This window comes from Allosalinactinospora lopnorensis, from assembly GCF_000981225.1.
GTDB classification, from domain to species: Bacteria; Actinomycetota; Actinomycetes; order Streptosporangiales; family Streptosporangiaceae; genus Allosalinactinospora; species Allosalinactinospora lopnorensis.
The window spans coordinates 74,642-96,582 of the sequence record NZ_LAJC01000014.1; the positions used below are offsets into that span (position 1 = coordinate 74,642).

At 70.3% G+C, this 21,941-nt stretch carries 18 protein-coding genes, 1 tRNA gene and 1 pseudogene; 7 read left to right on the forward strand and 13 right to left on the reverse strand.

Annotated elements, in window-relative coordinates:
- The first annotated feature begins 185 nt into the window (after positions 1 to 185).
- Positions 186 to 259, forward strand: a tRNA-Val gene (locus VS93_RS07570).
- 153 nt (positions 260 to 412) lie between these two features.
- On the opposite strand, the gene VS93_RS07575 is transcribed toward VS93_RS07570, so the two are convergent.
- A complete protein-coding gene (locus tag VS93_RS07575; RefSeq protein ID WP_046469276.1) occupies positions 413 to 676 on the reverse strand; it encodes a PGPGW domain-containing protein in 264 nt (87 codons plus the stop codon).
- A 224-nt stretch (positions 677 to 900) separates the two neighbouring features.
- Positions 901 to 2,073 carry an FAD-dependent oxidoreductase gene (locus VS93_RS07580; protein WP_046469302.1) on the reverse strand — a complete coding sequence of 391 codons (1,173 nt, stop codon included), beginning with the start codon at positions 2,071 to 2,073 and terminating at the stop codon, positions 901 to 903.
- Positions 2,074 to 2,438: 365 nt separating this feature from the next.
- Between VS93_RS07580 and thrS the strand changes: the two genes are divergently transcribed.
- Positions 2,439 to 4,412 (forward strand): threonine--tRNA ligase, encoded by a 1,974-nt coding sequence (gene thrS / locus VS93_RS07585; RefSeq protein WP_046469277.1) that lies wholly within the window; start codon positions 2,439 to 2,441, stop codon positions 4,410 to 4,412.
- A 187-nt stretch (positions 4,413 to 4,599) separates the two neighbouring features.
- Here the strand turns inward: thrS and VS93_RS07590 are convergent, their stop codons facing one another.
- The 5 genes from VS93_RS07590 to VS93_RS07610 all read right to left on the reverse strand — a co-directional run bounded on the left by VS93_RS07590 (position 4,600) and on the right by VS93_RS07610 (position 11,178).
- A complete protein-coding gene (locus VS93_RS07590) occupies positions 4,600 to 5,040 on the reverse strand; it encodes a hypothetical protein (RefSeq protein ID WP_156184717.1) in 441 nt (146 codons plus the stop codon).
- Positions 5,041 to 5,457: 417 nt separating this feature from the next.
- Complete coding sequence (locus tag VS93_RS07595) at positions 5,458 to 6,153, reverse strand: type III secretion system chaperone family protein (protein ID WP_052745581.1); 696 nt, start codon at positions 6,151 to 6,153, stop codon at positions 5,458 to 5,460.
- 76 nt (positions 6,154 to 6,229) lie between these two features.
- The gene (locus VS93_RS07600) at positions 6,230 to 7,384 is read right to left on the reverse strand and encodes an acyl-CoA dehydrogenase family protein (RefSeq protein ID WP_046469279.1); all 1,155 of its coding nucleotides are present in this window, start codon (positions 7,382 to 7,384) and stop codon (positions 6,230 to 6,232) included.
- Between the two features lie 5 nt (positions 7,385 to 7,389).
- Complete coding sequence (locus VS93_RS07605; RefSeq protein ID WP_046469280.1) at positions 7,390 to 9,561, reverse strand: acetyl/propionyl/methylcrotonyl-CoA carboxylase subunit alpha; 2,172 nt, start codon at positions 9,559 to 9,561, stop codon at positions 7,390 to 7,392.
- Between the two features lie 6 nt (positions 9,562 to 9,567).
- A complete protein-coding gene (locus VS93_RS07610; RefSeq protein ID WP_082126694.1) occupies positions 9,568 to 11,178 on the reverse strand; it encodes a carboxyl transferase domain-containing protein in 1,611 nt (536 codons plus the stop codon).
- A 119-nt stretch (positions 11,179 to 11,297) separates the two neighbouring features.
- Between VS93_RS07610 and VS93_RS07615 the strand changes: the two genes are divergently transcribed.
- Together VS93_RS07615 and VS93_RS07620 are read left to right on the forward strand one after the other, a co-directional pair.
- On the forward strand, positions 11,298 to 11,870 hold the full coding sequence (locus VS93_RS07615) for an SACE_7040 family transcriptional regulator (protein WP_046469304.1): 573 nt from the start codon (positions 11,298 to 11,300) through the stop codon (positions 11,868 to 11,870).
- 192 nt (positions 11,871 to 12,062) lie between these two features.
- Entirely contained in the window at positions 12,063 to 13,427 is a 1,365-nt protein-coding gene (locus VS93_RS07620) for an NAD(P)/FAD-dependent oxidoreductase (protein WP_046469282.1), read from the forward strand.
- Positions 13,428 to 13,606: 179 nt separating this feature from the next.
- Here VS93_RS07620 and VS93_RS07625 read toward each other — a convergent pair whose 3' ends face one another.
- Together VS93_RS07625 and VS93_RS07630 are read right to left on the reverse strand one after the other, a co-directional pair.
- Positions 13,607 to 13,813, reverse strand: a complete 207-nt coding sequence (locus VS93_RS07625) for a heavy-metal-associated domain-containing protein (protein ID WP_046469283.1) — start codon at positions 13,811 to 13,813, stop codon at positions 13,607 to 13,609.
- Positions 13,814 to 13,849: 36 nt separating this feature from the next.
- The gene (locus VS93_RS07630) at positions 13,850 to 14,137 is read right to left on the reverse strand and encodes a metal-sensitive transcriptional regulator (RefSeq protein WP_046469284.1); all 288 of its coding nucleotides are present in this window, start codon (positions 14,135 to 14,137) and stop codon (positions 13,850 to 13,852) included.
- A 285-nt stretch (positions 14,138 to 14,422) separates the two neighbouring features.
- Between VS93_RS07630 and VS93_RS07635 the strand changes: the two genes are divergently transcribed.
- The 3 genes and pseudogenes from VS93_RS07635 (at position 14,423) to VS93_RS07645 (ending at position 16,116) form a co-directional block, all read left to right on the forward strand.
- Entirely contained in the window at positions 14,423 to 14,638 is a 216-nt protein-coding gene (locus VS93_RS07635) for a DUF2630 family protein (protein ID WP_046469285.1), read from the forward strand.
- Positions 14,639 to 14,738: 100 nt separating this feature from the next.
- Positions 14,739 to 15,370, forward strand: a pseudogene (locus VS93_RS07640) (DUF4126 domain-containing protein).
- Between the two features lie 74 nt (positions 15,371 to 15,444).
- Positions 15,445 to 16,116, forward strand: a complete 672-nt coding sequence (locus VS93_RS07645; protein WP_046469286.1) for an HAD family hydrolase — start codon at positions 15,445 to 15,447, stop codon at positions 16,114 to 16,116.
- A gap of 63 nt (positions 16,117 to 16,179) precedes the next feature.
- On the opposite strand, the gene VS93_RS07650 is transcribed toward VS93_RS07645, so the two are convergent.
- The 4 genes from VS93_RS07650 to VS93_RS07660 form a co-directional block, all read right to left on the reverse strand.
- The gene (locus VS93_RS07650; protein WP_046469287.1) at positions 16,180 to 16,794 is read right to left on the reverse strand and encodes a superoxide dismutase; all 615 of its coding nucleotides are present in this window, start codon (positions 16,792 to 16,794) and stop codon (positions 16,180 to 16,182) included.
- Between the two features lie 67 nt (positions 16,795 to 16,861).
- Positions 16,862 to 17,671 (reverse strand): SbcC/MukB-like Walker B domain-containing protein, encoded by an 810-nt coding sequence (locus VS93_RS31185; protein WP_338022687.1) that lies wholly within the window; start codon positions 17,669 to 17,671, stop codon positions 16,862 to 16,864.
- 578 nt (positions 17,672 to 18,249) lie between these two features.
- Entirely contained in the window at positions 18,250 to 21,171 is a 2,922-nt protein-coding gene (locus tag VS93_RS07655) for a hypothetical protein (protein ID WP_046469288.1), read from the reverse strand.
- Between the two features lie 90 nt (positions 21,172 to 21,261).
- A partial coding sequence (locus tag VS93_RS07660) for a DUF2398 family protein (RefSeq protein ID WP_236700397.1) occupies positions 21,262 to 21,941 on the reverse strand: 680 nt, incomplete at its 5' end.

Genomic DNA, 21,941 nt, shown 5'->3' on the forward strand with positions numbered 1-21,941 from the left:
CGGACCACCGTCACATGAGGGGGTTTCACATTTTGCGTGTCCTTGGGAAGAACCTGTGCATTCATGGCGTGATATCGATCACATCCAGGGGGTTTCCTCGGTGCGGGTGAGTGCGCCACCCACCCCTCCGGATGCGCTAGAGTCTTTCTTGTCCGCCCCATAGCGCGGGGCGGGCGCACCTTCAGGGGCGATTAGCTCAGTTGGCTAGAGCGCGTCGTTCACACCGACGAGGTCACTGGTTCGAGTCCAGTATCGCCCACAAGTCGACCCGTTCTGTTCACCGACCCCCGGTCATTTTCATGGCGGGCCGCAGCGTTCCTTCGGGGAGCCAGGCTCCCTTGGCCGGTCCACCCGCCCCAGTTCGACTTCGCTGCGGGTGACGGTGTTTTCCGGGCGCAGGCTGCGGAAGGTCTCACTCGTCGGATGCCACCCTCTTGCGGGCGCGGCGCCCGGCATCCAGGGCCCTCTCCTTGGTGCCGTGCGCCCAGCGCCGGGCCCGGCGCAGCAGTCCGTGCGCCCACGCGAACTCGGTCGCCAGGATCGCCAACCCGAGGATGATCCCGGCGAGTCCCGGTCCGGGGGTCACACACATGACGAGCCCGGCCAGCAGGATCAGGCCGCCGGTGAGCCCAACAGCGGTGCGCCAGGTCCAGTGCAGCACCGGATGGGAGCGCATACGTTGACGCCAGATGCGCAGCCGGGTGCGGAACCGCCGCCAACGGCGGACGCGCGGGGAAGAGAGGTTCGAAGAGGGGGATGTCGCCGGATCCGGCGTGCCGGAGAGTGAGCTCGGTGACATATGATCACAATATCGGCTAGATGACGTGGAGAAATCGGCTCGGCCGCTTAGGGGAAGAGTTTAGGCGGTCGTCATCCGCCCCGGTGGGCCCCAATCCCGCTCTACAGTCCGCCCCCGGTCTCGGCGGCGACGTCGTGGCCGTAGATCCAGTCGGCGTTGGCCAGCTCCGCGTTTCTGAGGACGGCCGTGCGCCGCCCCGAATCCTCGCTGCCGGTCCCGGTCAGCCTGTGCATGAGCTCCCGGGAGAGCGCGTGGATCCGTTCGGTGCGCTCCCGGCGCAACGCAGCGTACCGGGCCAGCGCCTGGTCCGCCGTGAAGGCCGTCGCCGTGCGGAGGCAGGAGGCCAGCACAATGGCGTCCTCCACGGCCTGGTTGGCCCCCTGGGCGAAGAAGGGCAGCATCGGGTGTGCGGCATCGCCCATGAGGGCGATCCGGCCCCGGTGCCAATCAGTGGCCGCGTCCCGGTCGTGCAGCACCCACCTGCCGATCCAGTCGGCCCCGGAGACCACCGAGAGAATGTCGGGGCTCCAGTCCTGGAACGCCTGCTTGAGGTCGCTGATACGCCCCTGAGCGGTCCACGACTCCGGGCGGACGACCTGCGTGGGAACGGAGGCGTTGAAACTGATCGTCGCGCCGCTCGACACCGGGTAGCAGGAGAAGTACGTTTCGGCGCCCATCCACACCCGGATCCGCGGCTCGGCGCCGAAACCGGTCACGCGCTCGGCGGGTACCAGGCCGCGGTAGAGGTTCCTGCCGGCGAACCGATGTTTCTCGGTGTTGAGCACTCCCCGCATGACCGAGTGGATGCCGTCGGCCCCGACCGCCACGTCGCCGTGTACCTCCTGGCCGTCGGCGCAGCACAGGGTTACGCCGTCGCTGCTCTCCAGCACGTCTGTGACGTAGCGCCCGCGCCTGACGGAGCCGGAGGGGACGGCGTCCAGCAGGATCCGGTGCAGATCGGAGCGCAGCAGCGTATAGAAGGGGGCTTCGTACCGGCGTTCGTAGTCCGTGCCCAGAGGAGTGGAGTGCAGCAGAAGGCCGTCGTTCCACCGCAGCATGTCGTGGCTCTCGGGGCGCACGGCCACCTTCGCCAGCGCGTCGCCCAACCCTAGGCGCAGGAGGAGGCGTGCGGCGTTCGGCGCGAGCTGAAGCCCGGCCCCGACCGGCCGGAGCTCCTGGTTCTGGTCCAGCAGCACCACCCTGATGCCGCTGCGCGCGAGCGCGGTCGCCAGCGTCAATCCGGCGATTCCCGCCCCTACGATGACGATCCGCATGAACACCCCTGCACCTCGGACATCTCGGGCTGCACGCCCTGTCCTTGTTGATCTGCATACCCGTGGAAGCTTTACCGAAGTCCTGAGTCCTGAGAATCCCTCACTTATTATTCGACGTCAGGCCCGGGTGTCCAGTTCGAAGTCATTTATCACGGTTCGGGTGGTCGGTGCGGGGGGGGGAAGACGACCAGTGAAGCGCGGCGATCCGGATGAGGGGGCGGCCGGTAGCCGATAGCATCGAAACCGAGGTGGCGGGCCAGGCCGCGGTGGCCGGTGCCCGCACCCGGAAATTCCGACATCATCCCGCATACGGCCGCATGCCGCAATCTTGGCCGCCGAGATGCCCGACCTCTTGAGGAGACACCGTGTCCGCCGTTCCTGACCTGCGCATCACCCTCGCCGGAGCCGAGCGCGTGGTGGCGACCGGAACGACGGCCGGTCAGGCGCTGGAGGCCGACGGGCGAACCGTGATCGCGGCGCGGGTCAACGGGGAACCGCGCGACCTCGCTCACGAGGTGGCCGATGGCGACGCCGTCGAGCCGGTCGCCATCGACTCCGGCGAGGGCCGCGCGATCCTGCGGCACTCCACCGCGCACGTGCTGGCCCAGGCCGTCCAGGAGCTGTTCCCCGAGGCCAAGCTGGGGATCGGTCCGCCCGTCGACAACGGCTTCTACTACGACTTCGACGTCGCCGAGCCGTTCACCCCGCAGGACCTCAAGCGCATCGAGAAGAGGATGCAGGAGATCGTCCGGCAGGGGCAGCGCTTCGACCGCCGCGCGGTCTCGGAGGCCGACGCGCGCGCGGAACTCTCCACCGAGCCCTACAAGCTGGAGCTCATCGGGCTCAAAGGCGGTGCGGATGACGCCGCGGAAGGGGCGAGCGTCGAGGTCGGCGCGGGCGAGCTCACCATCTACGACAACGTGCACCCGCGTACCGGCGAGCTGTGCTGGAAGGACCTCTGCCGGGGCCCGCACCTGCCCACCACCAAGGTCATCCCGGCGTTCAAGCTGATGCGCTCGGCGGCGGCCTACTGGCGCGGAAGCGAGCTCAACCCGCAGTTGCAGCGCATCTACGGCACCGCGTGGGAGAGCAGGGACGCGCTCAAGAGCTACCTGACCTTCCTGGAGGAGGCCGAGAAGCGCGACCACCGCAAGCTCGGCGCGGAACTGGACCTGTTCTCCTTCCCCGAGGAGCTGGGGTCCGGTCTTCCGGTGTTCCACCCCAAGGGGGGCGTGGTCCGCACGGAGATGGAGAACTACTCCCGGCGGCGGCACGAGGAGTCGGGCTACGAGTTCGTCAACACCCCGCACATTTCGAAGGCGAAGCTGTTCGAGACCTCCGGCCACCTGCCGAACTACGCCGAGGCCATGTTCCCGGCCATGGCGTTCGAGGGGCAGGACTACTACCTCAAGGCCATGAACTGCCCGATGCACAACCTGATCTACCGGGCGCGCGGGCGGTCCTACCGCGAGCTGCCGCTACGGCTGTTCGAGTTCGGGACGGTGTACCGGTACGAGAAGTCCGGCGTTGTGCACGGCCTGACCCGCGCACGGGGCTTCACCCAGGACGACTCGCACATCTACTGCACCAAGGAGCAGATGCCGGGTGAGCTCGACACCCTGCTCACCTTCGTGCTCGACCTGCTGCGCGACTACGGCCTGAACGACTTCTACCTGGAGCTGTCCACCCGCGGCGACTCCGACAAGTTCATGGGCGACCCCGAGGAGTGGGAAGAGGCCACCGAGGCGCTCCGGCAGGCCGCCGACAAGCAGGAACTGGAACTGGTCATGGACCCCGGCGGGGCCGCCTACTACGGCCCGAAGATCTCGGTGCAGGCGAAGGACGCCATCGGCCGAACCTGGCAGATGTCCACGATCCAGGTCGATTTCCAGCAGCCCAAGCGGTTCGGGCTGGAGTACACCGCTGCCGACGGCTCGCGGCAGCGTCCGGTGATGATCCACCGGGCGCTGTTCGGTTCGATCGAGCGCTTCTTCGGCGTGCTGTTGGAGCACTACGCCGGTGCGTTCCCGGCGTGGCTGGCTCCGGTGCAGGCCCTGGGGATCCCGATCGCCGACGAGCACGTTCCGTACCTGGAGAAGGTCGTGGAGAGGCTGCGCGCCGAGGGGATCCGGGCGGAACTCGACTCCAGCGACGACCGGATGCAGAAGAAGATCCGCAATGCCCAGAAGCAGAAGGTTCCCTTCATGCTGCTGGCCGGGGACGACGATGTCAGCAAGGGCGCGGTGTCCTTCCGCTACCGCGACGGTTCGCAGAACAACGGCGTGGCCGTCGAGGACGCCGTCGCCGAGATCGCCGCGGCGGTTCGCGAACGGAGATAGCAGCGCCTGAATTCCGCAGTCGGCGGGCAGACACGTGGTGACGGATCCGTGACGCGGAAAACGCCGGAGCTTTCGGCCGCGCCCGCACCGGAATCAGCCTATGCCCGCACCTGCGCCCGCGACGGTGCGAAGGCGCTCGAATCGCCGCCTACCGACTGCGGAACGTTCTCAGGAAGGAACGCCGACGTTATTTCCTGTAGGCATGAATCGGCGTGTCGCCTTTGTTGCTCACTTTGACCTTCTGCCCGCCGAAGAATCTCGTCGCGCAGTCCGATTCCCCGGCCTCCGGGGCCATGCGGAGAGCCGAGTTTACATCCATTGAGACGAAGTCGAGGTATGCCGCCACATACTCCTTGGACGTGTCGCTTCTGTTTGCGACGCAGAGGGTCGTGGGGAGGAACGTGCGGGTGTCCAGGTATCCGAAGTCTCCGCGCTCGGGTAGGTCCACACCGTCCGACGCCTCCCGTTCGGGGGTCCCGGCGGTGGCCTCCGACGCGGAGGCGGCGTGCGCGGTCGTGCCGAACATGGCTGCCGCCGCGAAAACGACGCCGACCCGCGTGATGTTCGAAACCCAACTGTTTTTCAATAGAGGACCCTTCTGAAACAGAACTCGCCCGGTGGCGAGCATCCAACGTATGTTTTATCCGGCAGCGCGGAAAATGGCCAAACCAGCCGTTCAGAGGGTCGGGGCCTCCGAGGGATGCTTCGGCCCGCGTTTCCGGAGGGCGGCGCGAAGGCGGTTCCGGGCCCCGGCCGCCGGTGGCGCATATCACTCAGTGAATCCGGGAATGAGTCTAGTGTTTCTCGTCGCGCAGGAGCGCCTCTTAAAGGGATCGACACTCCTGGTTAAGGTTGGTTTAGGGCGGCACTGCCCCTGTCGTCCAGGGAAGAGCCGTGGAATCCTCCGACTCAGGAACGGTGCGGAGGACGCTGCGCCCGAAAGTCCGGCGGTGGTCGAGCGGCTGAGGCGGTGCGGCGGGCGGTAGCCGCGAACGCGGCTACCGGAGGCCGGAAGTGCGGTCCCGGGGCGCCGGAGCCGCTCTCCTCACATCCGCGGCGCCTGGGCCCACACGTGGGCGGGGACGCGTTCCAGGACGTCGATCAGGTAGTCGGCGGCCCGTGCGGCGTTGTCGGAGTCGAACTTGCCGCGCTGCCAGGCCAGCAGGTGGTCCCCATTGAAGCGGAGGGTGAGGTTTCGGATCCGCTCGTCGGTGAGCATCCACTCCGTCATGTGCGGGTGCAGGACGTCGTGGGCGAACTGGTCGTTTTCGGTCCGGATCCGGAAGGCGGCGTTGAACCTTTCATTCGGCAACCGCAGGTCGTGGATGCCGACGAACTCCAGGAGCTTGTGGCCGAAGTGCTCCCGGGACACCTCGAGGGTCGGCCGCGCGGCCGGAAGCGGGATCGCCGTGATCTGGTGGTGGTGGGTCCTCGACGAGCTGTCCTCCCCGCTTCCGCTTCTCGTCGTGTACCTGTACTCGAACGCGAGGACCCGGTGGCCGCGGTGCGTGCCGGAGAGGACGTGCTGCACCCGCCGGCCGCGCCCGCGGCCGAACGGGGCCCCGGAGAATCGGTTGACCAGGTCGGGCCGCTTCTCCGTGTACTGCCAGCCTCGCTGCCGCGCCCACTCGGTCAGCGCGGCGACCTTCCTGCGGTGCAGCCACGTGGAGACGGACAGGGCCACGACCGCCACGACGACGAAGACGAGGATGCCCGCCACCGCGTCCATCGGTACGTCCATCGGGGAACCTCACTCTGCAACGGGGGTTGATGGGACCTTGGATGTACCGAGCCCCTCCCAGGTTCCCCCGCGGGGCTCAGGTCGGCAATCCGAGCTCCCGCGCGATCAGCATCCGCTGCACCTCCGAGGTGCCCTCGCCGATCTCCAGGATCTTGGCGTCGCGGTAGAACCGGCCCACCGGGTACTCGTTCATGAAGCCGTAGCCGCCGAAGATCTGCGTGGCGTCGCGCGAGTTGTCCATCGCGGCGTTGGAGGCCGCCAGTTTCGCGATGGCGGCCTGCTTCTTGAACGGTTCGCCGGCCAGCATCCGGGAGGCGGCGTCGTAGTAGGCGAGGCGGGCCGTGTGCGCGCGGGCCTCCATGTCGGCGATCTTGAACTGGATGGCCTGGTACTGCCCGATATGCTTGCCGAAGGTCTCGCGTTCCGCGGCATAGCGCAGGCTCTCATCCACGCAGCCCTGCGCCAGGCCCACCGACAGTGCGGCGATCGCGATCCGGCCCTCGTCGAGGATCCGCAGGAACTGGGCGTAGCCGCGGCCCCGTTCGCCGACGAGGTTGGCCTGGGGCACCCGGCAGTCGTCGAAGACCAGCTCGTTGGTGTCGGAGGCGTTCCAGCCCACCTTGGAGTACTTCTGCCCCACGGAGAAGCCCGGTGTGCCGGCGGGGACCAGGATCGCCGAGATCTCCGGCCTCCCGTTGTCCCGCTCCCCGGTGACGGCCGTGACGGTGACCAGCACGGTGATGTCGGTACCGGAGTTGGTGATGAAGGACTTCGTCCCGTTGATCACCCACTCGCCGTCGACCGGCCGGGCCGTCGTGCGCGTGGCGCCGGCGTCCGAGCCCCCTCCCGGCTCGGTCAGTCCGAACGCGCCGAGCGCCTCGCCGGAGCACAACCGGGGCAGCCACGTCTTCTTCTGTTCGTCGCTGCCGAACCGGTAGATCGGCATCGCGCCGAGGGATACCCCGGCCTCAAGGGTGATGGCCACCGAGGAGTCGACGCGCGCGAGCTCCTCCAGGGCCAGGCAGAGCGCGAAATAGTCGCCGCCCATGCCACCGTGCTCCTCGGGAAAGGGCAGGCCGAACAGGCCCATCCGGCCCATCTTCGCGACGATGTCGTAGGGGAAGGCGCCCCGTTCGTAGTAGTCACCGATGACGGGGGCGACCTCCTCCCGTGCGAACGTCTCGACGGTGCGGCGGAGTTCCTCGTGTTCGGTGGAGAGTCCGTGGGGCATGGCGCTCACTCCTCGTGGGTGGCGGGTTCGGCGGAACCGGGCGGGGGTTCCGCCGGTTCCGGGGTGACGGCGGCCAGGACCGTGTCCAGGGCCACGGAGCGGCCGGGGTGCGCGTCGACCCGGGCCACAACGCCGTCGATAGGACTGGTGACCGTGTGCTCCATCTTCATCGCCTCGACGACGGCGACCGGGGTGCCGGCGGCGACATGCCGGCCCTGCTCCACCAGGACCGACAGTACGGTGCCCGGCATCGGACTGCGCACCGTGCCGTCGACCGCCGACTCGCGCTCGCGGATCGGAGCGAAGGCGGGCTCTTCGAGCAGTTGCCAGGTACCGCCCTCGTGGCCGAGCCAGAGGCTGCTGTCATCGGCGGCACGGGCGTAGTGTACCGTGTGTCCGCCGAAGGAGACGGCCAGTCGGCGTCCATCGGCGGAGCGGGAGGCGCGGGCGGGCACGGGAGCGGAGTCGCCCACGCGGACCTCGTAGTCGAGCGCGCCGGAGCGGTGCGGCGCGTCCGGCGGCACGGACCGCCGGATGGCCACGGCCACCGTGCCGAGTCGCGGTGCGCGCAGCCGCCACATGGTCCAGGCGGGGGCACCGATGCGCCATCCGTCGGGGACGTCGAAGCGGTCGGCGGCGGGGCCGGCGGGCTCCAGGTCGAGCTGGCGGTCCAGCGCCGCGGCGGCATAGAGCTCGTCGGGAACCTCCTCCCCCTCTTCGGGGAGCAGCTCGCGGTGGACGAGCTCGATGAGGTCGGTGCTGAGGTCCGCTGACACGACGCGGGGGTGCCGGAGCAACCGGCGCAGGTAACCGACGTTGGTGGTGCAACCGAGCAGGGTGTACTCGGCGAGCGCGGTGTCCATGCGGTCCAGCGCCGCCGCCCGGTCCGGCCCCCAGGTGACCACCTTGGCCAGCATGGGGTCGTAGGCGGAGGTGATCTCCGCGCCGCCGTCCACGCCGGAGTCGACGCGCACGTCGCTCCCTTCGGGTTCGCTGAGCAGCAGCACCCGGCCGCCGGTGGGCAGGAAGTCGCGCGCGGGGTCCTCGGCGTAGACGCGGGATTCCACCGCGTGCCCGGACATCCCGATGTCGGCCTGGGAGAAAGAGAGGGGGTCGCCCTTGGCGACGCGGAGCTGCAGTTCGACCAGGTCGACACCGCGCTGCCCGGCCACGGTGGCCACGGCCTCGGTGATCGGGTGCTCCACCTGCAGCCGGGTGTTCATCTCCAGGAAGGAGTAGTCGAGGGGGGAGGGGCTCTTCGCGGTGGAGTCTCCGGCCCCGCCCGCGTCTCCGGCCTGCACGATGAACTCGACCGTTCCCGCTCCCACGTAGCCGCAGGCCTTGGCCGCGGCGACCGCCGCCTCGCCCATAGCGGTGCGCTGGTCGGCGGTGAGCAGCGGGGAGGGTGCCTCCTCCACGATCTTCTGGTGCCTGCGCTGCAGGCTGCACTCGCGTTCCCCCAGATGCACGACGTTGCCGTGGGTGTCGGCGAGGACCTGGATCTCGATGTGCCGGGGCCGCTCCACGAAGCGTTCCACGAGCAGCGTCGCGTCGCCGAACGCCGCCCGCGCCTCGCGCCTGGCCGCGGCCGCCGCGGCCGCGAGGTCGACCGGGGTGCGGACGAGCCGCATACCCTTGCCACCGCCGCCGGCCGAGGGTTTGATCAGCAGCGGGTAGCCGACTTCGGCCGCCGCGCGCGCGAGTTGGTCCTCGTCCATCGGGGTGTCCGGCTCCTCGGCGAAGCCGGGGAGCAGCGGCACGCCCGCGGCGGCGACGGCGGATTTGGCCCGGATCTTGTCGCCCATCGCGTCGATCGCGGCGGCCGGGGGACCGACGAACACCAGCCCCGCCTCGGCGCAGGCGCGTCCGAACCCGGCGTTCTCCGACAGGAACCCGTACCCGGGGTGGACCATGCCCGCCCCGGCGGTGAGCGCGGCGTCGATGATGGCCGCCCCGTTGAGGTAACTGTCGGCGAGGTCCGCGCCGCCGACCCGTACCGCGGTGTCGGCGGCGTGTACGTGGCGGGCGTCGGGGTCGCCGTCGCTGTGGATCGCCACCGAGCGCATTCCCAGCCGTCGCAGCGTGCGCATGATGCGCACGGCGATCTCACCCCGGTTGGCCACCAGAACGGTGGTCGCGCCGGCCGGGTTCGTCGCCGTCTGAGGATTCGTGTACATCCAGCTTCACATCCGGAAAACGCCGTAGCCGACCGGTTCCAGGGGGGTGTGCCTGGCTGCGGAAAGCGCCAGGGCGAGCACGGTGCGGGTGTCTACGGGGTCGATCACACCGTCGTCCCAGATCCGGGCGGTCGAGTAATAGGGATTGCCTTGGTGCTCGTACTGCTCGCGGATAGGGGCCTTGAACTCCTCCTCGGCCTCCGCCGGCCATTCCGCCCCCTGAGCCGCCAACTGGTCGCGGTGCACCGTCGCCAGGACGGAGGCGGCCTGCTCGCCGCCCATGACCGAGACGCGCGCGTTCGGCCACATCCACAGGAAGCGCGGTGAATAGGCCCGGCCGCACATGCTGTAGTTCCCCGCGCCGAACGATCCGCCGATCACAACGGTGAACTTGGGGACTCGGGCGCAGGCGACGGCGGTGACCATCTTGGCCCCGTGCTTGGCGATGCCGCCGGCCTCGTAGTCGCGGCCCACCATGAAGCCGGAGATGTTCTGCAGGAACACCAGGGGGATCCGGCGGCGGTCGCACACCTCGATGAAGTGCGCCCCCTTCATCGCGGACTCGCTGAACAGCACCCCGTTGTTGGCGACGATGCCGACCGGGTGGCCGTGGATATGGGCGAACCCGGTCACCAGGGTGCTGCCGTACTCGGCCTTGAACTCGGTGAACTCGCTCGCGTCGACGACGCGGCCGATGACCTCGCGCACGTCGTAGGGGGTGCGGGTGTCGGTCGGGACCACGCCGTAGATCTCGGCGGGGTCGAGCTCGGGCGGGCGCGCGGGCTGCCGCTCCCACGCCGGTTCGGCCCGGGGGCCGAAGGTGGCGGCGATCTGGCGGACGATGGACAGCGCGTGCGCGTCGTCCTCGGCGAGGTGGTCGGTCACCCCGGAGGTCCGGGAGTGCACATCGCCGCCCCCGAGCTCGTCGGCGGTGACCACCTCGCCCGTCGCGGCCTTCACCAGCGGCGGTCCGCCGAGGAAGATCGTGCCCTGGTCGCGGACGATCACCGCCTCGTCGCTCATCGCCGGAACGTAGGCGCCGCCCGCGGTGCACGACCCCAGCACCGCGGCGATCTGCGGAATGCCGAGCCGCGACATCGTGGCCTGGTTGTAGAAGATCCGGCCGAAGTGCTCGCGGTCGGGGAAGACGTCGTCCTGCATGGGCAGGAACGCCCCGCCGGAGTCGACCAGGTACAGGCAGGGCAGCCGGTTGTGGAGGGCCACCTCCTGGGCGCGCAGGTGCTTTTTGACGGTCATCGGGTAGTAGCTGCCGCCCTTGACCGTGGCGTCGTTGGCCACCACCACGACCTCGCGGCCGCGCACCCGGCCGACACCGGTGATCAGCCCGGCGCTGGTGGCGTCCTGTCCGTCGGCCCTGTACAGGTCGTAGCCGGCCAGCGGAGACAGCTCGAGGAACGGCGATCCCGGGTCCAGCAGCGCGTGTACACGGTCGCGCGGCAGCAGCTTGCCCCGCTCGACGTGCCGGGTCCGGGTCTTCTCCGGGCCGCCCAGGGCCGCGGTCGCGAGGCGCTCGCGCAACTCGGCGGCCAGGGCGCGGTTGGCCTCGGCGTTGGCCTCGAACGCCGCGCCGGCGGTGTCGACCGCCGATGCGAGCACGGGAGCCCTGCTCATCCCTGTCCCTTCTGGCCGCGCCTGTTAATGGTCGCTAACATGGTCGATGTTAGTGAGTATTAACATCGGTGTCCAGAACACGGCGGATGGAGCGTGACGAACGGATGACGAGCCGGGCAGTGGGCACACGCCGGGTGGAGATCCTGCGTGCCGCCGCCGAACTGTTCGCCGCGCGCGGCTTCCACGGCGTCTCGATCGAGGAGTTGGGGCGGGCCGTGGGAACCAGCGGTCCGGCGCTCTACCGGCATTTTCCCGGCAAGGAGTCGCTGCTCGCCGCGATGCTGCTGGACGTGAGCGAACGGCTGGCGGCCGGCGGCCGCGAGCGGGTGGCCGCCGCCGCGGATCCGCGGGAGGCCCTGGAGTCGCTGCTGCGCGGGCATATCGCGTTCGCGTTGGGAGAGCCCGCGCTCATCACCGTGCACGACCGCGAGCTCGACAACGTGCCCGAGCCGGAGCGCCGCCGCATCCGGCGGCTGCAGAGAGGCTACGTGGAGGAATGGGTGCGGGTGCTCGCCCAACTGCGCGCGGACGGCCGCCCCGAACTGCTGCGCGCCACTGTGCACGCGACCTTCGGCCTGCTCAACTCCACTCCGCACAGTGCGGACGAGGTGCCGGGGGAGCAGATGGCCGAGCTGCTGCTGGACATGGGGGGCGCGGCGCTACTCGCGGGCGGATGAGGAGCGTGCGCCGGCTGCGGCGGACCCTGCGACAGCTCTTCCCGTAGGCTTTGGACACGTTTCACGTAGGGGGAAGCGGGCAGCCGAGTCACCGAACGGCCTATTCCGCCCGGCATCCGCGGGAGTCGTGGGGCCGCTTGACGCGTCTCGCGGATACGGTGCCGGGCCGTCTACGGGGAGAGTGGTCAGACGATGACACGGCCTAGGATCGTTGTGATCGGCGCGGGGTTCGCCGGTCTGCGCACACTGCGCCGACTCGAACAGCGTATCCCGAAGGGGGCGGCTGAACTCGTGCTCGTCGCGCCGAACGACTACATGCTCTACAGTCCCCTGCTGCCGCAGGTGGCCTCCGGCCTGCTCACCCCGCAATCCGTCGCGGTGTCGCTGCACCGGCGGCTGCGGCGCACCCGGATGGTGCCCGGTTCGGCCATCGGGGTCGACACCGAATCACGCGTCGTGGTGGTCCGCAAGATCTCCGAGGAGATCAGCTACGAGCGCTACGACCGGCTCGTCCTCGCCCCGGGCAGCCTGACCCGGGTCTTCGACATCCCCGGCCTGACCGAGCACGCCTTCGGCAACAAGAACCTCGCCGAGGCGGTCGTGCTGCGCGACCACGTGCTGGCCCAGCTGGAACTCGCCAATGCCAGCAAGGACCCGGTGGAGCGCGAGGAGCGGTGCCGCTTCATCGTCGTCGGCGGCGGCTACACCGGGGTGGAGACGGCCGCGTCGCTGCACCGGCTGACAGAGGAGGCGGCGCGGTACTACCCGGCACTGCGCTCCTCGATCCGCTGGCATCTGGTCGACATCGCGCCCCGGGTGCTTCCGGAACTGGGCACCAACCTCGGCGACGAGGCTCTCCACCTGCTGCGCAACCTCGGGATCGAGGTGAAACTGGAGATCTCGGTCCGCGAGGTGACCGAGAACAAGGTGGCGCTCACCGACGGCCGGGTGCTGCCCTGCCGCACGCTCATCTGGACGGCCGGCACCTCTCCCAGCCCCCTGATGTCCTCGCTGGACGCGCCGACCGAGCGCGGAAAGCTGATCACCGGATCCGATCTCGCGGTTCCGGAGCTTCCCGGCGTGTTCGCGTTGGGGGACGCCGCGGCGGTCCCCGACCTCACCAAGGACGACGAGGGGGCGTTCTGCCCGCCCACTGCTCAGTACGCGCAGCGGCAGGGGTGCGTGGCCGCGGACAACGTGATCGCCTCCCTGCTCGACCAGCCGATGCGGCCGTTCCTGCACGAGGACCTGGGGCTGGTGGTGGACCTCAGCGGCCGTGACGCGGTGGCCCGCCCCTTCGGCTACGACCTGTCCGGGCTCCCGGCCTTCGCCGTGACACGCGCCTACCACCTGCTGTCGCTGCAGTCGACGCCCGCTCGCGCCCGCGTGCTGGCCAACTGGCTGATCCGCGCGCTGACCGGGGGCGAGGTCGCACGCCTCGGTTTCGCGCACGGCAAGCCGTCCACGTTCGTCGATGTCGAGACCGAGCGCTATCTGGACGCGGAAGCGGCCCGCAAGGAGAGCGCCAAGTTCCTCGAAGCTCCGAGCGGGCGCTGAGTGGCCTGCCGGGGACCCGCCCCGACGGAGCCGGCGGTGCACGGTGAGCGCCGCTCCGGCCGGCCGGAGCGGCGGCTCGCTGCTTCCGTCCCAGCACAGGAAGTGGCGAGCCCGCGGTTCGGAAGGAACATCCGGGCCCGTCGGCCGGTACGGCCCTGGAACGGGGAGGGAGGGGAGGGTCAGCCGACGATCTCGTAGCCGGCTTCGTCGATCGCGGTCTTGAGCTGCTCGTCGGATAGAGGCGTGCTGCTGTCGACGGTGACGCGTCCGCTCTCCAGGTCGACCTGGACGTCCTGGACGCCGGGCAGCGCGCCGACCTCCTCCTTGACGGAGCTGACGCAGTGCCCGCAGCTCATGCCGGAGACGGTGATCGTGGTGCTGGTCATCGGGGTCTCTCTTCCAACCGGGTCTTCGGGTAGGGGTCAGGAGCGCACCAGCCGGGCGATGGCGTCGGAGGCCTCACGTACCTTCTCGTCGGCGTCCTCGCCGCCGGAGGCGACGGCGTTGCCGACGCAGTGCTTGAGGTGCTCGTCCAGCATGGACAGGGCGAAGGAGCGCAGCGCCTTGTTCACCGCGGCGGTCTGGGTGAGGATGTCGATGCAGTAGGCGTCGTCCTCCACCATCCGCTGCAGCCCACGGACCTGACCCTCGACGCGGCGCAGCCGGTTGAGGTGGCTCTGTTTGTCGTCGTGATATCCGTAGGTCGCCATGGTGGTACTCCCCTGATCTCCGTGGCCTTCCGCCGTCACTATACCCCCTCGCGGTATTTTTCCGGTGTCTCCGGAATCCTGCCGCACTCCTGGGTATCAGCTCTTCCACGGAGAACAGCGGAAAATCCGCCCTTTCATCCCATGGGGGCCGGGACGCGGACCGGCGATCCCGTTCCCGCCGCGGCGGTATTCGCGGCCCGTATCGGCGGTAGTGTACGGGATGAGCTGCGCGGACGCTGCGGCGAAGGGTTGCCGACCATTCCGGTAGCGCCGAGTATTGGTCATATGAACGACCCCAAGAGCTTCGAGACCGACATCCTCGGACGCATCGGCGCCTTGGTCACCGAAGAGCACGATCTCCGCCAGCAACCCGAACACCGGCTGACCCCGCAGGAGCGGCAGCGGATGCGCGAGCTTGAGACGGCCCTCGACCAGTGCTGGGATCTGCTGCGCCGGCGCAGGGCCCGCGCGGAGTTCGGTCAGGACCCCTGGAGCACCTAGAGCCGCATCCGGCCAATGAGTGCCGGCGGGGTTTTCCCGGACGCCCGCTCTTATACCGTCTCATCCGCAAGGTGAGTCCGCGGATGAGGGAAGAGCGTCCATGCTGGAAGTACTGACCGGTACTGGGCTTGCGTCGGCGGCCGGTCTCAACGCCTACGTCCCGTTACTGGCGGTCGGGCTCGCGGCTCGTTACAGCGATCTGATGCCGCTTGGGCCGGGCTGGCAGTGGCTGGAACACCCGGCCGTCCTCGGGCTCCTGGGCGTGCTGCTGGCCGTCGAGTTCCTGGCCGACAAGGTCCCGCTCGTCGACAGCGTGAACGACGCCGTGCAGACGTTCGTCCGGTCGGCCTCGGGCGGAATCACCTTCGGAGCGGGGGTTCAGTGGCCGCCGCCGACCTCGCGGCCGTGAGCGACGGGACCGCGTCCTGGACGCCGGTCGTCGCCGGGGCGCTCATCGCTCTCGCCTTCCACGCTCTCAAGGCGCTGGCCAGGCCGGTCCTGAACACCCTCACCTTCGGCGCGGCCGGTCCCGCCGTCAGCACGGCCGAGGACTTCGCCAGCACCGTAATGGCGGTGCTGGCGATCGTCGTGCCGGTCCTCGTCCTGGTGTTCGTGCCGCTGCTCATCGGGATTCTCCTGTGGGCGCGGCAGCGCGGCCGCCGCGCCAAAGCCGAACGAGGCCAACGCGGGCCGGACCACACGCCGCGGCCTCCCGGCGCAGGGTCCGGGTGAGGCGGCCCCGTCTTGAGTGCGGCAGGCCGTGTACCACGGCGCGGGCTGGTCGCCGGCTGCCTTAAGGTGCTGGCGTGGCAGAAAACGCGCTGGATCAGCTCACCGGAATCACGCACATCGTCTGGGACTGGAACGGGACCCTGCTCGACGACAACCATGCGAACATCATGGCGGTCAACCGCATCTGCGCGCAGTTCGGGCGCCCTCCCATCGAGCTCGACTACTGGCGTTCGGTCTTTCAGCGGCCGCTCATGCCCTGCTATGAGGAGCTGCTGGGGAGGCGCTTCGACGACGGGGAGTGGAAGCGGGTGAACGAGACCTACGAGCGCGGCTACAGTGCGGCGCTGCCTTCCTGCCGGCTGGCGACGGGCGTGCCCGACGTGCTGCACGAGTGGAGTTCGGCCGGGGGGACGCAGTCGTTGCTGTCGATGGCCTCGCACGGGCATCTCATACCGCTGGTCTCGGAGCGGGGCCTGACCCACCACTTCACCCGCATCGACGGCCGCCGGGTCGGCAGCGTGGACGACTCCAAGGCCAAGCACCTGGTGACGCATCTCGCCGAACAGGACATCGATCCGGCCACAGCGGTGCTCATCGGCGACGTCGACGACGACGCCTGGGCCGCGCGCGAGGCGGGGGCACACGTGATTCTCGTCGCGAGCGGTCTGATGAGCCGGACGCGTCTGGAGGCCACCGGACACCCCGTGGTGTCGTCCCCGATCGACGCGGTCGCGGCCCTGGGGTGACCCCCGTCGACAGCGAAGGGCGGCGCCCACCGGCGCCGCCCCGTAACCGTGGTCAGCCGAACCTCAGCCGAGCTGGACCTTGCGGGCGTCGTTGAAGCGGCGCTGTACGTCGGCCCAGTTGACGACGTTCCAGAACGCCTTGACGTAGTCCGCCTTGACGTTCTTGTACTGCAGGTAGAAGGCGTGCTCCCACATGTCGAGCATGAGCAGCGGGTAGGAGCCCGCGGCCAGGTTGCCCTGGTGGTCGTAGAGCTGCTCGATGATCAGCCTCTGGCCGAGGATGTCCCAGGCCAGGATGGCCCAGCCGGAGCCCTGGACGCCGGTCGCGACGGCGCTGAAGTGCGCACGGAAGGCGTCGAAGGAGCCGAACTGGTCGTCGATCGCTGCCCCCAGCTCCCCTTCGGGCTTGTCGCCGCCGTCAGGGGAGAGGTTCGGCCAGAAGACGGTGTGGTTGACGTGCCCGGCCAGGTTGAACGCCAGGTTCTTCTGGAGCAGGTTGACGGTGCCCAGCTCGCCCTTATCGCGGGCCGCGGCCATCTGCTCCAAAGCGTCGTTGGCGCCCTTGACATACGTGGCATGGTGCTTGTCGTGGTGCAGCTCCATGATCTGACCGGAGATCCACGGTTCAAGCGCCGAGTAGTCGTACGGCAGGTCGGGAAGCGAATATGGCGCGGACATGTACGCACCTTTCCTCTGACGCGTTCGTATGCTGGTTGTGAGCGAATTGCTCGCTGGTAAGAAGCTATCAGCAGCCGAGCGGCCGAGCCGGTGTAGGCCTCGCGACAGCCTGCTTCGGGAATACCCCGCCGCTACCCATGTCACCGGTACTCATGCCCGGTCTCCGGACGGCAAAGCAGCGGGGCGGATCCCCGATCCGGGACTCGGCTCGCACGACGTCATACCGCCGCCTCGAACCCGCTGCCGGTCCACGTGGTCCGGGCGCAGGCGACGCCCCACGTGCCTTGCGCTTGAGGACGTCGTAGATGTGCATGCGGTCGATCTTCGGCGAGACCCCGTAGCCGGACGGCCACGTGATGGCCCAGTCCATGTCCAGGTCGACGAGAAGTTCCAGCAGGCGGGCGATCGTGGGATCGTCGAGCCGTTCGAAGGCCTCGTCCAGCAGCACCATGCGCAGCGGGCCGTCGATCTCGCTCTGCAGGGCGTCGTAGAAGGCCGCGCTGGCGGCGAACAGGGTCACATACGACACCAGCCGCGTCTCCCCCGAGGAGAGCTGGCGGATCCGGCGGTCGCGCGGGCGGCCGTCGGGGCCGGTGTCGTGCACGCGCACTCGGTAGGTGTACCACTGCCGGTAATCCAGCGCCGCGGCCAGCACCTCCGCGTAGCCGCTGCTGCGGCCCTGGGCGCGCGTGGCGCGGATGCGGTCCATCAGGATGCGCTGCAGCCGGTCGTTCTCCTCCGGCGTGCGCCGCCCGACGGATTTTTTGGCCAGCGCGAACGCCGAGCGCTCAGCGGGGTCCAGGTGTGGTGCGGGCTCCCAGGAGAGCTCCACCCGTACACCCTGGCTGGACTGGGCGTTCTCCAGCACCGTGTTCATCCGCCGGGTCAGCGCCTCGGCCGACCGGATCTGGCGGTGCAGCTCCTCCGCGACGTCGCCGAGCAGGTACTCCTCGAAGATCCTTTCCTCTCGGGAGCTCAGGTTCCCCTCGGCCTCGGCCAGCCGTGCGGCGGTGTGCCGCGCGGTGGAGGCCACCGGTGCGGTGCCCGACTCGTCGCTCACGACCACCGTGAGGATCTGCTGCGTCCGGTCGGCCTGCACATCGTGCGTGCCGGCCAGCGCTGTCTGCAGCGCCTGGATCCGGCCGATGAGGGCGCGTTCCAGGGCCGATGGGTCCCCCGGGCTCTCCGCGGCCTCGAGTGCCTCGGTCAGAGCGGCCCGCAGTTCCGCGCGCTCGAACGGCGGGTCGACCAGTCCGGTGACCGCCTCCCAGACACCGGGAACGTCGGCGGTGTCGGTGAGCGAGTCCTCGGCGTCGGCGACCCTGCCCTCGGCCTCGGCCACCTCCTTCTCCGCCCGTTCCAGCCGGCCCTCGGCCTCGGCCACGGCCTTCACCCGGCTCTCGACCTCCGCCTGGGCCCTGGGCGCCTGCTCGCGTAGCCGCCGGCGTTCCTCGTTCAGCGCGCGCACCTGCTCGCTGACCTCTTCGGCGTCCCGGCCCAGGGCGGAGCGCAGCGTCGCCAGCCCGGAGTGCGCCTCGACGTAGGCCCGGTGCGCCTGTTCGGCGTCGGCCTCGGCCTTCTCCCGGCTGGCCACGGTGCGCTCGTGGTCGGCCTGGGAGGCCGCGACCGAGCGCAGCGCCTCGGGGTAGTCCCGGTCGAGGAGGGCGGCGAGGCGCTCCAATGTGGCCGCTGCCTCCCGCGACCGGTCGCGGAGTTCCCGAAGGCGTGCACGCTCCCGCTGTCGGCCACGCCGAGCTCGCCGCAGGACCGCCGGTGCCCGGCCCGTTCGGAGCCGAGCCTGGCGCGTGCGCGTGCGTGCGCGGCCTCGGCGGCCTCGGCCTCCGCGGCCGCGCGCTGGGCCGCCGAGCGCCGCGCCCGGTCCTCCGCGTGGCCGCTCAGTACCTCGGAGATGTCCGGGAAGGAGTCCAGGCACAGGTTCCATGCCTGTTCGAGAGCCTGCGCCGCCTCCAGGGACTCCCGCACCCCTGTCTCGCGTCCGGCCACCTCCGCCAGCGCCTGCTCCAGTTCGCCGATACGGCCGCGCCGCGCCTGCTCCCGCGCGCCCGCGCCGATGCGCTCGGCCCTGTCCTTGCTGTGCCGCCCGTGCAGCGGTCCGGCGTTCCACCGCCCGTCGCAGCCCACGGCGAAGGCGCCCGAGCCCGGGCCGGCGGCATCGCCGTCGCCGAGCAACGGGACGGAACGCAGCAGTGCCCCGACGACGTCCGGGGCGACGACATCGGGCGCCTCGTCATCATGGCCGGGTGCCAGCACATCGGCGAGCGACGGACCGTCGACGGGGGCGCGCGGAACGGCCCAGGTGTCGTCGCCCTCGGTGTCGATACCGCCGTCGGGGCGCACCCAGGCATTGAGCAGACCGCTCGCGCGCAGCGCCGCTTCCAGCCCCGCGCGTTCGGCGTCGCTCAGGCCGGGACCGAAGTCCACCAGGCGGAAGAAGGGTGCTCCGGCCCCGCTGTCGCGCACGGCGGTGCTGAGCGCAGGGGCGCGCAGGCCCACCTCGGCGGACTCTCGCAGCCGGGACAGTTCGGAATCGATCCGGGCCCGTTCGTCGGTCGCCTCCGCCAGCCGCTGCTCCGTTGCGATCACCGCGTGCTGGACGTCGCGCATCCGGGGCTTCAGCGCCGAGCGCGCCTCGCGGTGCGCCTCGCGGAACGAGTCGGGTGCCGCCAGCACGTCGTCAAAGTCCGGTACCGGCGGCAGCTCGGAGGGGTCGGGGCGGTCGTCCTGCGGCAGCGCCTCGTCGCGCCAGTCCCGCACCGCCCCGGCCCACTGCCGGACGAGTCCGGCCAGGCGGTCCCTGCTCTCGCGGGCCCGCTGCTCGGCATCGGCGGCGTCCTCGGCGGCCTGCGCGGCGCGTTCCCCCAGGCGCTCGACGTCGCCGCCGGCCTCGGCCAGCCGCTCGGCCTCCGCGTGCAGCCCGTTCAGCAGTGGAGCCCGTTCTCCGGCGGCCTGCGCGGCCGCGTGGACGCTTTCGGCCGCCTCCTCGGCGGTCCGCTGGAGCGCGGTGACATCGATGGCGGGCGCGGACACGCGGCGAAGCTCTTCCGGGCGCGCGTCGGGCTCGGCGGACAGCAGCACGTGCGCGGCCGACTCGCGCCGGTCCAGGCCGGGAACCAAGGAGGGCGGCGCGTCGAGGGCCGAGCGCAGGCCGACCGCCGAAAGGGCTTCGCGGGCCTCGGCCGCGCTCGCCGCGGTGGTCTCGCCCAGCCGGGCGGCCAGCGCCGCGGCGCGCTCGATGGCACTGACGGACTGCTCCTCGGCGGCACGCAGGTCGGCGGCGGTCCGCAGGGCCGCTTCGACGTGCAGCCGCCGGGAGGCAACGGTCGCCTCCTTGTCCTCCAGATCGCCGAGCGCGCTGTAAGCGGGGGATGCCTTGAGGGCGTCCAGATCGGTCTGCGCCTGTTCCAGCCGCTCGATCACAGCGCCGCGGGCCCGCTTGGCCCGCCGGTGGTCCGCCCCGGCCCCGTCCCGCTCCTTGGTCCGCTTCTCCTTCGCGCCGCGGGTGCGCCGCAGTTCCTTCTCGGCCTTCTCCAGCCGGGCCGCGCGATCGGTGAGAACCCCGCGCGCGTAGTCCCGGTAGCCGGCCAGGAACTCCTGCAGCGCGGCGTCCGCCTGGCGCAGCCGGGCGACGTTGCGCCGTACCCCTTCGAGGTTATCCAGGCCTGTCGCGGTGCGGGCGATGACATCGGGGTCGACCGGTGGGAGCGCGTCGGAGAGGAGCTGCTCCAGCTGGCCCTGCAGCACCTTCAGCCCGATGTCGGGGTTGCGCAGGGTCCGCTGCAGGTGCAGCAGGTCGGTGTAGCGGTTGCCGCCGGTGATGCCGTAGACGACCTCGGCGATGCGCTGCCGGAACGCCTCCTGCGCGCCGACGACGGCGTTCTCGCCGATGTGCTCGCGCAGCCGCGACGCCGTGATCGGGCGGTCCTGCTCCATGAGCGCGAAGTCCTTGTTCACCCGCAAAGGGGTGACGAACCGCCAGGAGTCGCTGATCTGCCGGCTGGAGGCGCTGGCTTTCACCCCGATACCGGCGGTGCAGAAGTCCTCGGAGCCGTCGGCGAGGACCCGGCGCAGCTCGACCCAGGCGTAGCCGAGCCGGACCGTGCCCTCGCTGTAGTCGTCGAGCATGAGCCGGCTCATGCTGACGGTGTCGAAGCCCTTGCACCCCATGTTGCGCAGGTCGCCGTCCAGACACAGAGGCAGCAGCAGTTCCAGGGTGCGCGACTTGCCGGAGCCGTTGGTCCCCTTGAAGATCACCCGGCCGCCGGAGAGGTCGAACTCTTCGTCGCGGTACTGCCAGATGTTGACCACGCCGCCACGGTGCAGGCGCCAGCGCCCCCGCGGGTCGGCTTTGCTGTCCACGTGTGCGTCCTCACTCGGTCGTCAAAAGGATGGGATCCGGCCGTAGTCAGCGGGTGAAGAGGGACTGCTGGCCCTCGCCGGGCTCGGCCGCTACGGAGCGGCCGTCGGCGGGATCCTCCTCCTCACCCGGTGTGTTGGGCCTCGGGCGGTAACGGGCCGCCGCAGGCTGATCTCCACCAGGTCGCCGCCCAGCCGGGCCAGTCCCGCGTGTGCGAGCGCCTGGGCGACGGCGCGGGCGAGCCTGCGGCGCGGTGCGTCCCCTCCGACGGTAGTGGAGGGGGACGACGATCCGGGTTCCACTCCCTGTACGGCCTCCTTGGACCAGGCGCGCGGGTAGCGCTCCACGATCCCGGCCGCGACGTCACCGAGCCGGTCGAGGCCGACCGGGATCCACCCGGCCACCGCCGCCTGTTCGTTCTCCTCGCCGGCTCCGGGAGCGAGCAGCTCCGCCATCGTCAGCAGGGCGATCCGGGCGGTGGTGCCGTGCCCGGGGAACAGGTGATCGGTGAGGTACCCCTCGGGATCCACGGCGAGGACGCCCTCCGCGCGCGCCTCCAGCCGCATACCGGTGAGATCCTCCAGCAGGTCGGCCTCACCGCGCAGGTGGGTGCGCAGCCAGTCCCACTGCTCGGCCGACAGCTCGGACCTCGGCACCACGGGGTCCTCCACCAATCGGCGGCGGACCAGGTGGCGGTCATCGGTTCCGGGCGCGCCCGCCTCAGTGCGCGCCGCGTGGTCGGGTGCCGCCGGCTGCGCCCGCTCATCGGCCG

Coding starts and splice junctions, on each gene's coding strand:
- VS93_RS07575 (WP_046469276.1), bottom strand. CDS start 676: ATGCGCTCCCATCCGGTGCTGCACTGGACCTGGCGCACCGCTGTTGGG.
- VS93_RS07580 (WP_046469302.1), bottom strand. CDS start 2,073: ATGCGGATCGTCATCGTAGGGGCGGGAATCGCCGGATTGACGCTGGCG.
- VS93_RS07590 (WP_156184717.1), bottom strand. CDS start 5,040: ATGCTCGCCACCGGGCGAGTTCTGTTTCAGAAGGGTCCTCTATTGAAA.
- VS93_RS07595 (WP_052745581.1), bottom strand. CDS start 6,153: ATGGACGTACCGATGGACGCGGTGGCGGGCATCCTCGTCTTCGTCGTC.
- VS93_RS07600 (WP_046469279.1), bottom strand. CDS start 7,384: ATGCCCCACGGACTCTCCACCGAACACGAGGAACTCCGCCGCACCGTC.
- VS93_RS07605 (WP_046469280.1), bottom strand. CDS start 9,561: ATGTACACGAATCCTCAGACGGCGACGAACCCGGCCGGCGCGACCACC.
- VS93_RS07615 (WP_046469304.1), top strand. CDS start 11,298: ATGACGAGCCGGGCAGTGGGCACACGCCGGGTGGAGATCCTGCGTGCC.
- VS93_RS07620 (WP_046469282.1), top strand. CDS start 12,063: ATGACACGGCCTAGGATCGTTGTGATCGGCGCGGGGTTCGCCGGTCTG.
- VS93_RS07625 (WP_046469283.1), bottom strand. CDS start 13,813: ATGACCAGCACCACGATCACCGTCTCCGGCATGAGCTGCGGGCACTGC.
- VS93_RS07630 (WP_046469284.1), bottom strand. CDS start 14,137: ATGGCGACCTACGGATATCACGACGACAAACAGAGCCACCTCAACCGG.
- VS93_RS07635 (WP_046469285.1), top strand. CDS start 14,423: ATGAACGACCCCAAGAGCTTCGAGACCGACATCCTCGGACGCATCGGC.
- VS93_RS07650 (WP_046469287.1), bottom strand. CDS start 16,794: ATGTCCGCGCCATATTCGCTTCCCGACCTGCCGTACGACTACTCGGCG.
- VS93_RS31185 (WP_338022687.1), bottom strand. CDS start 17,671: ATGAACACGGTGCTGGAGAACGCCCAGTCCAGCCAGGGTGTACGGGTG.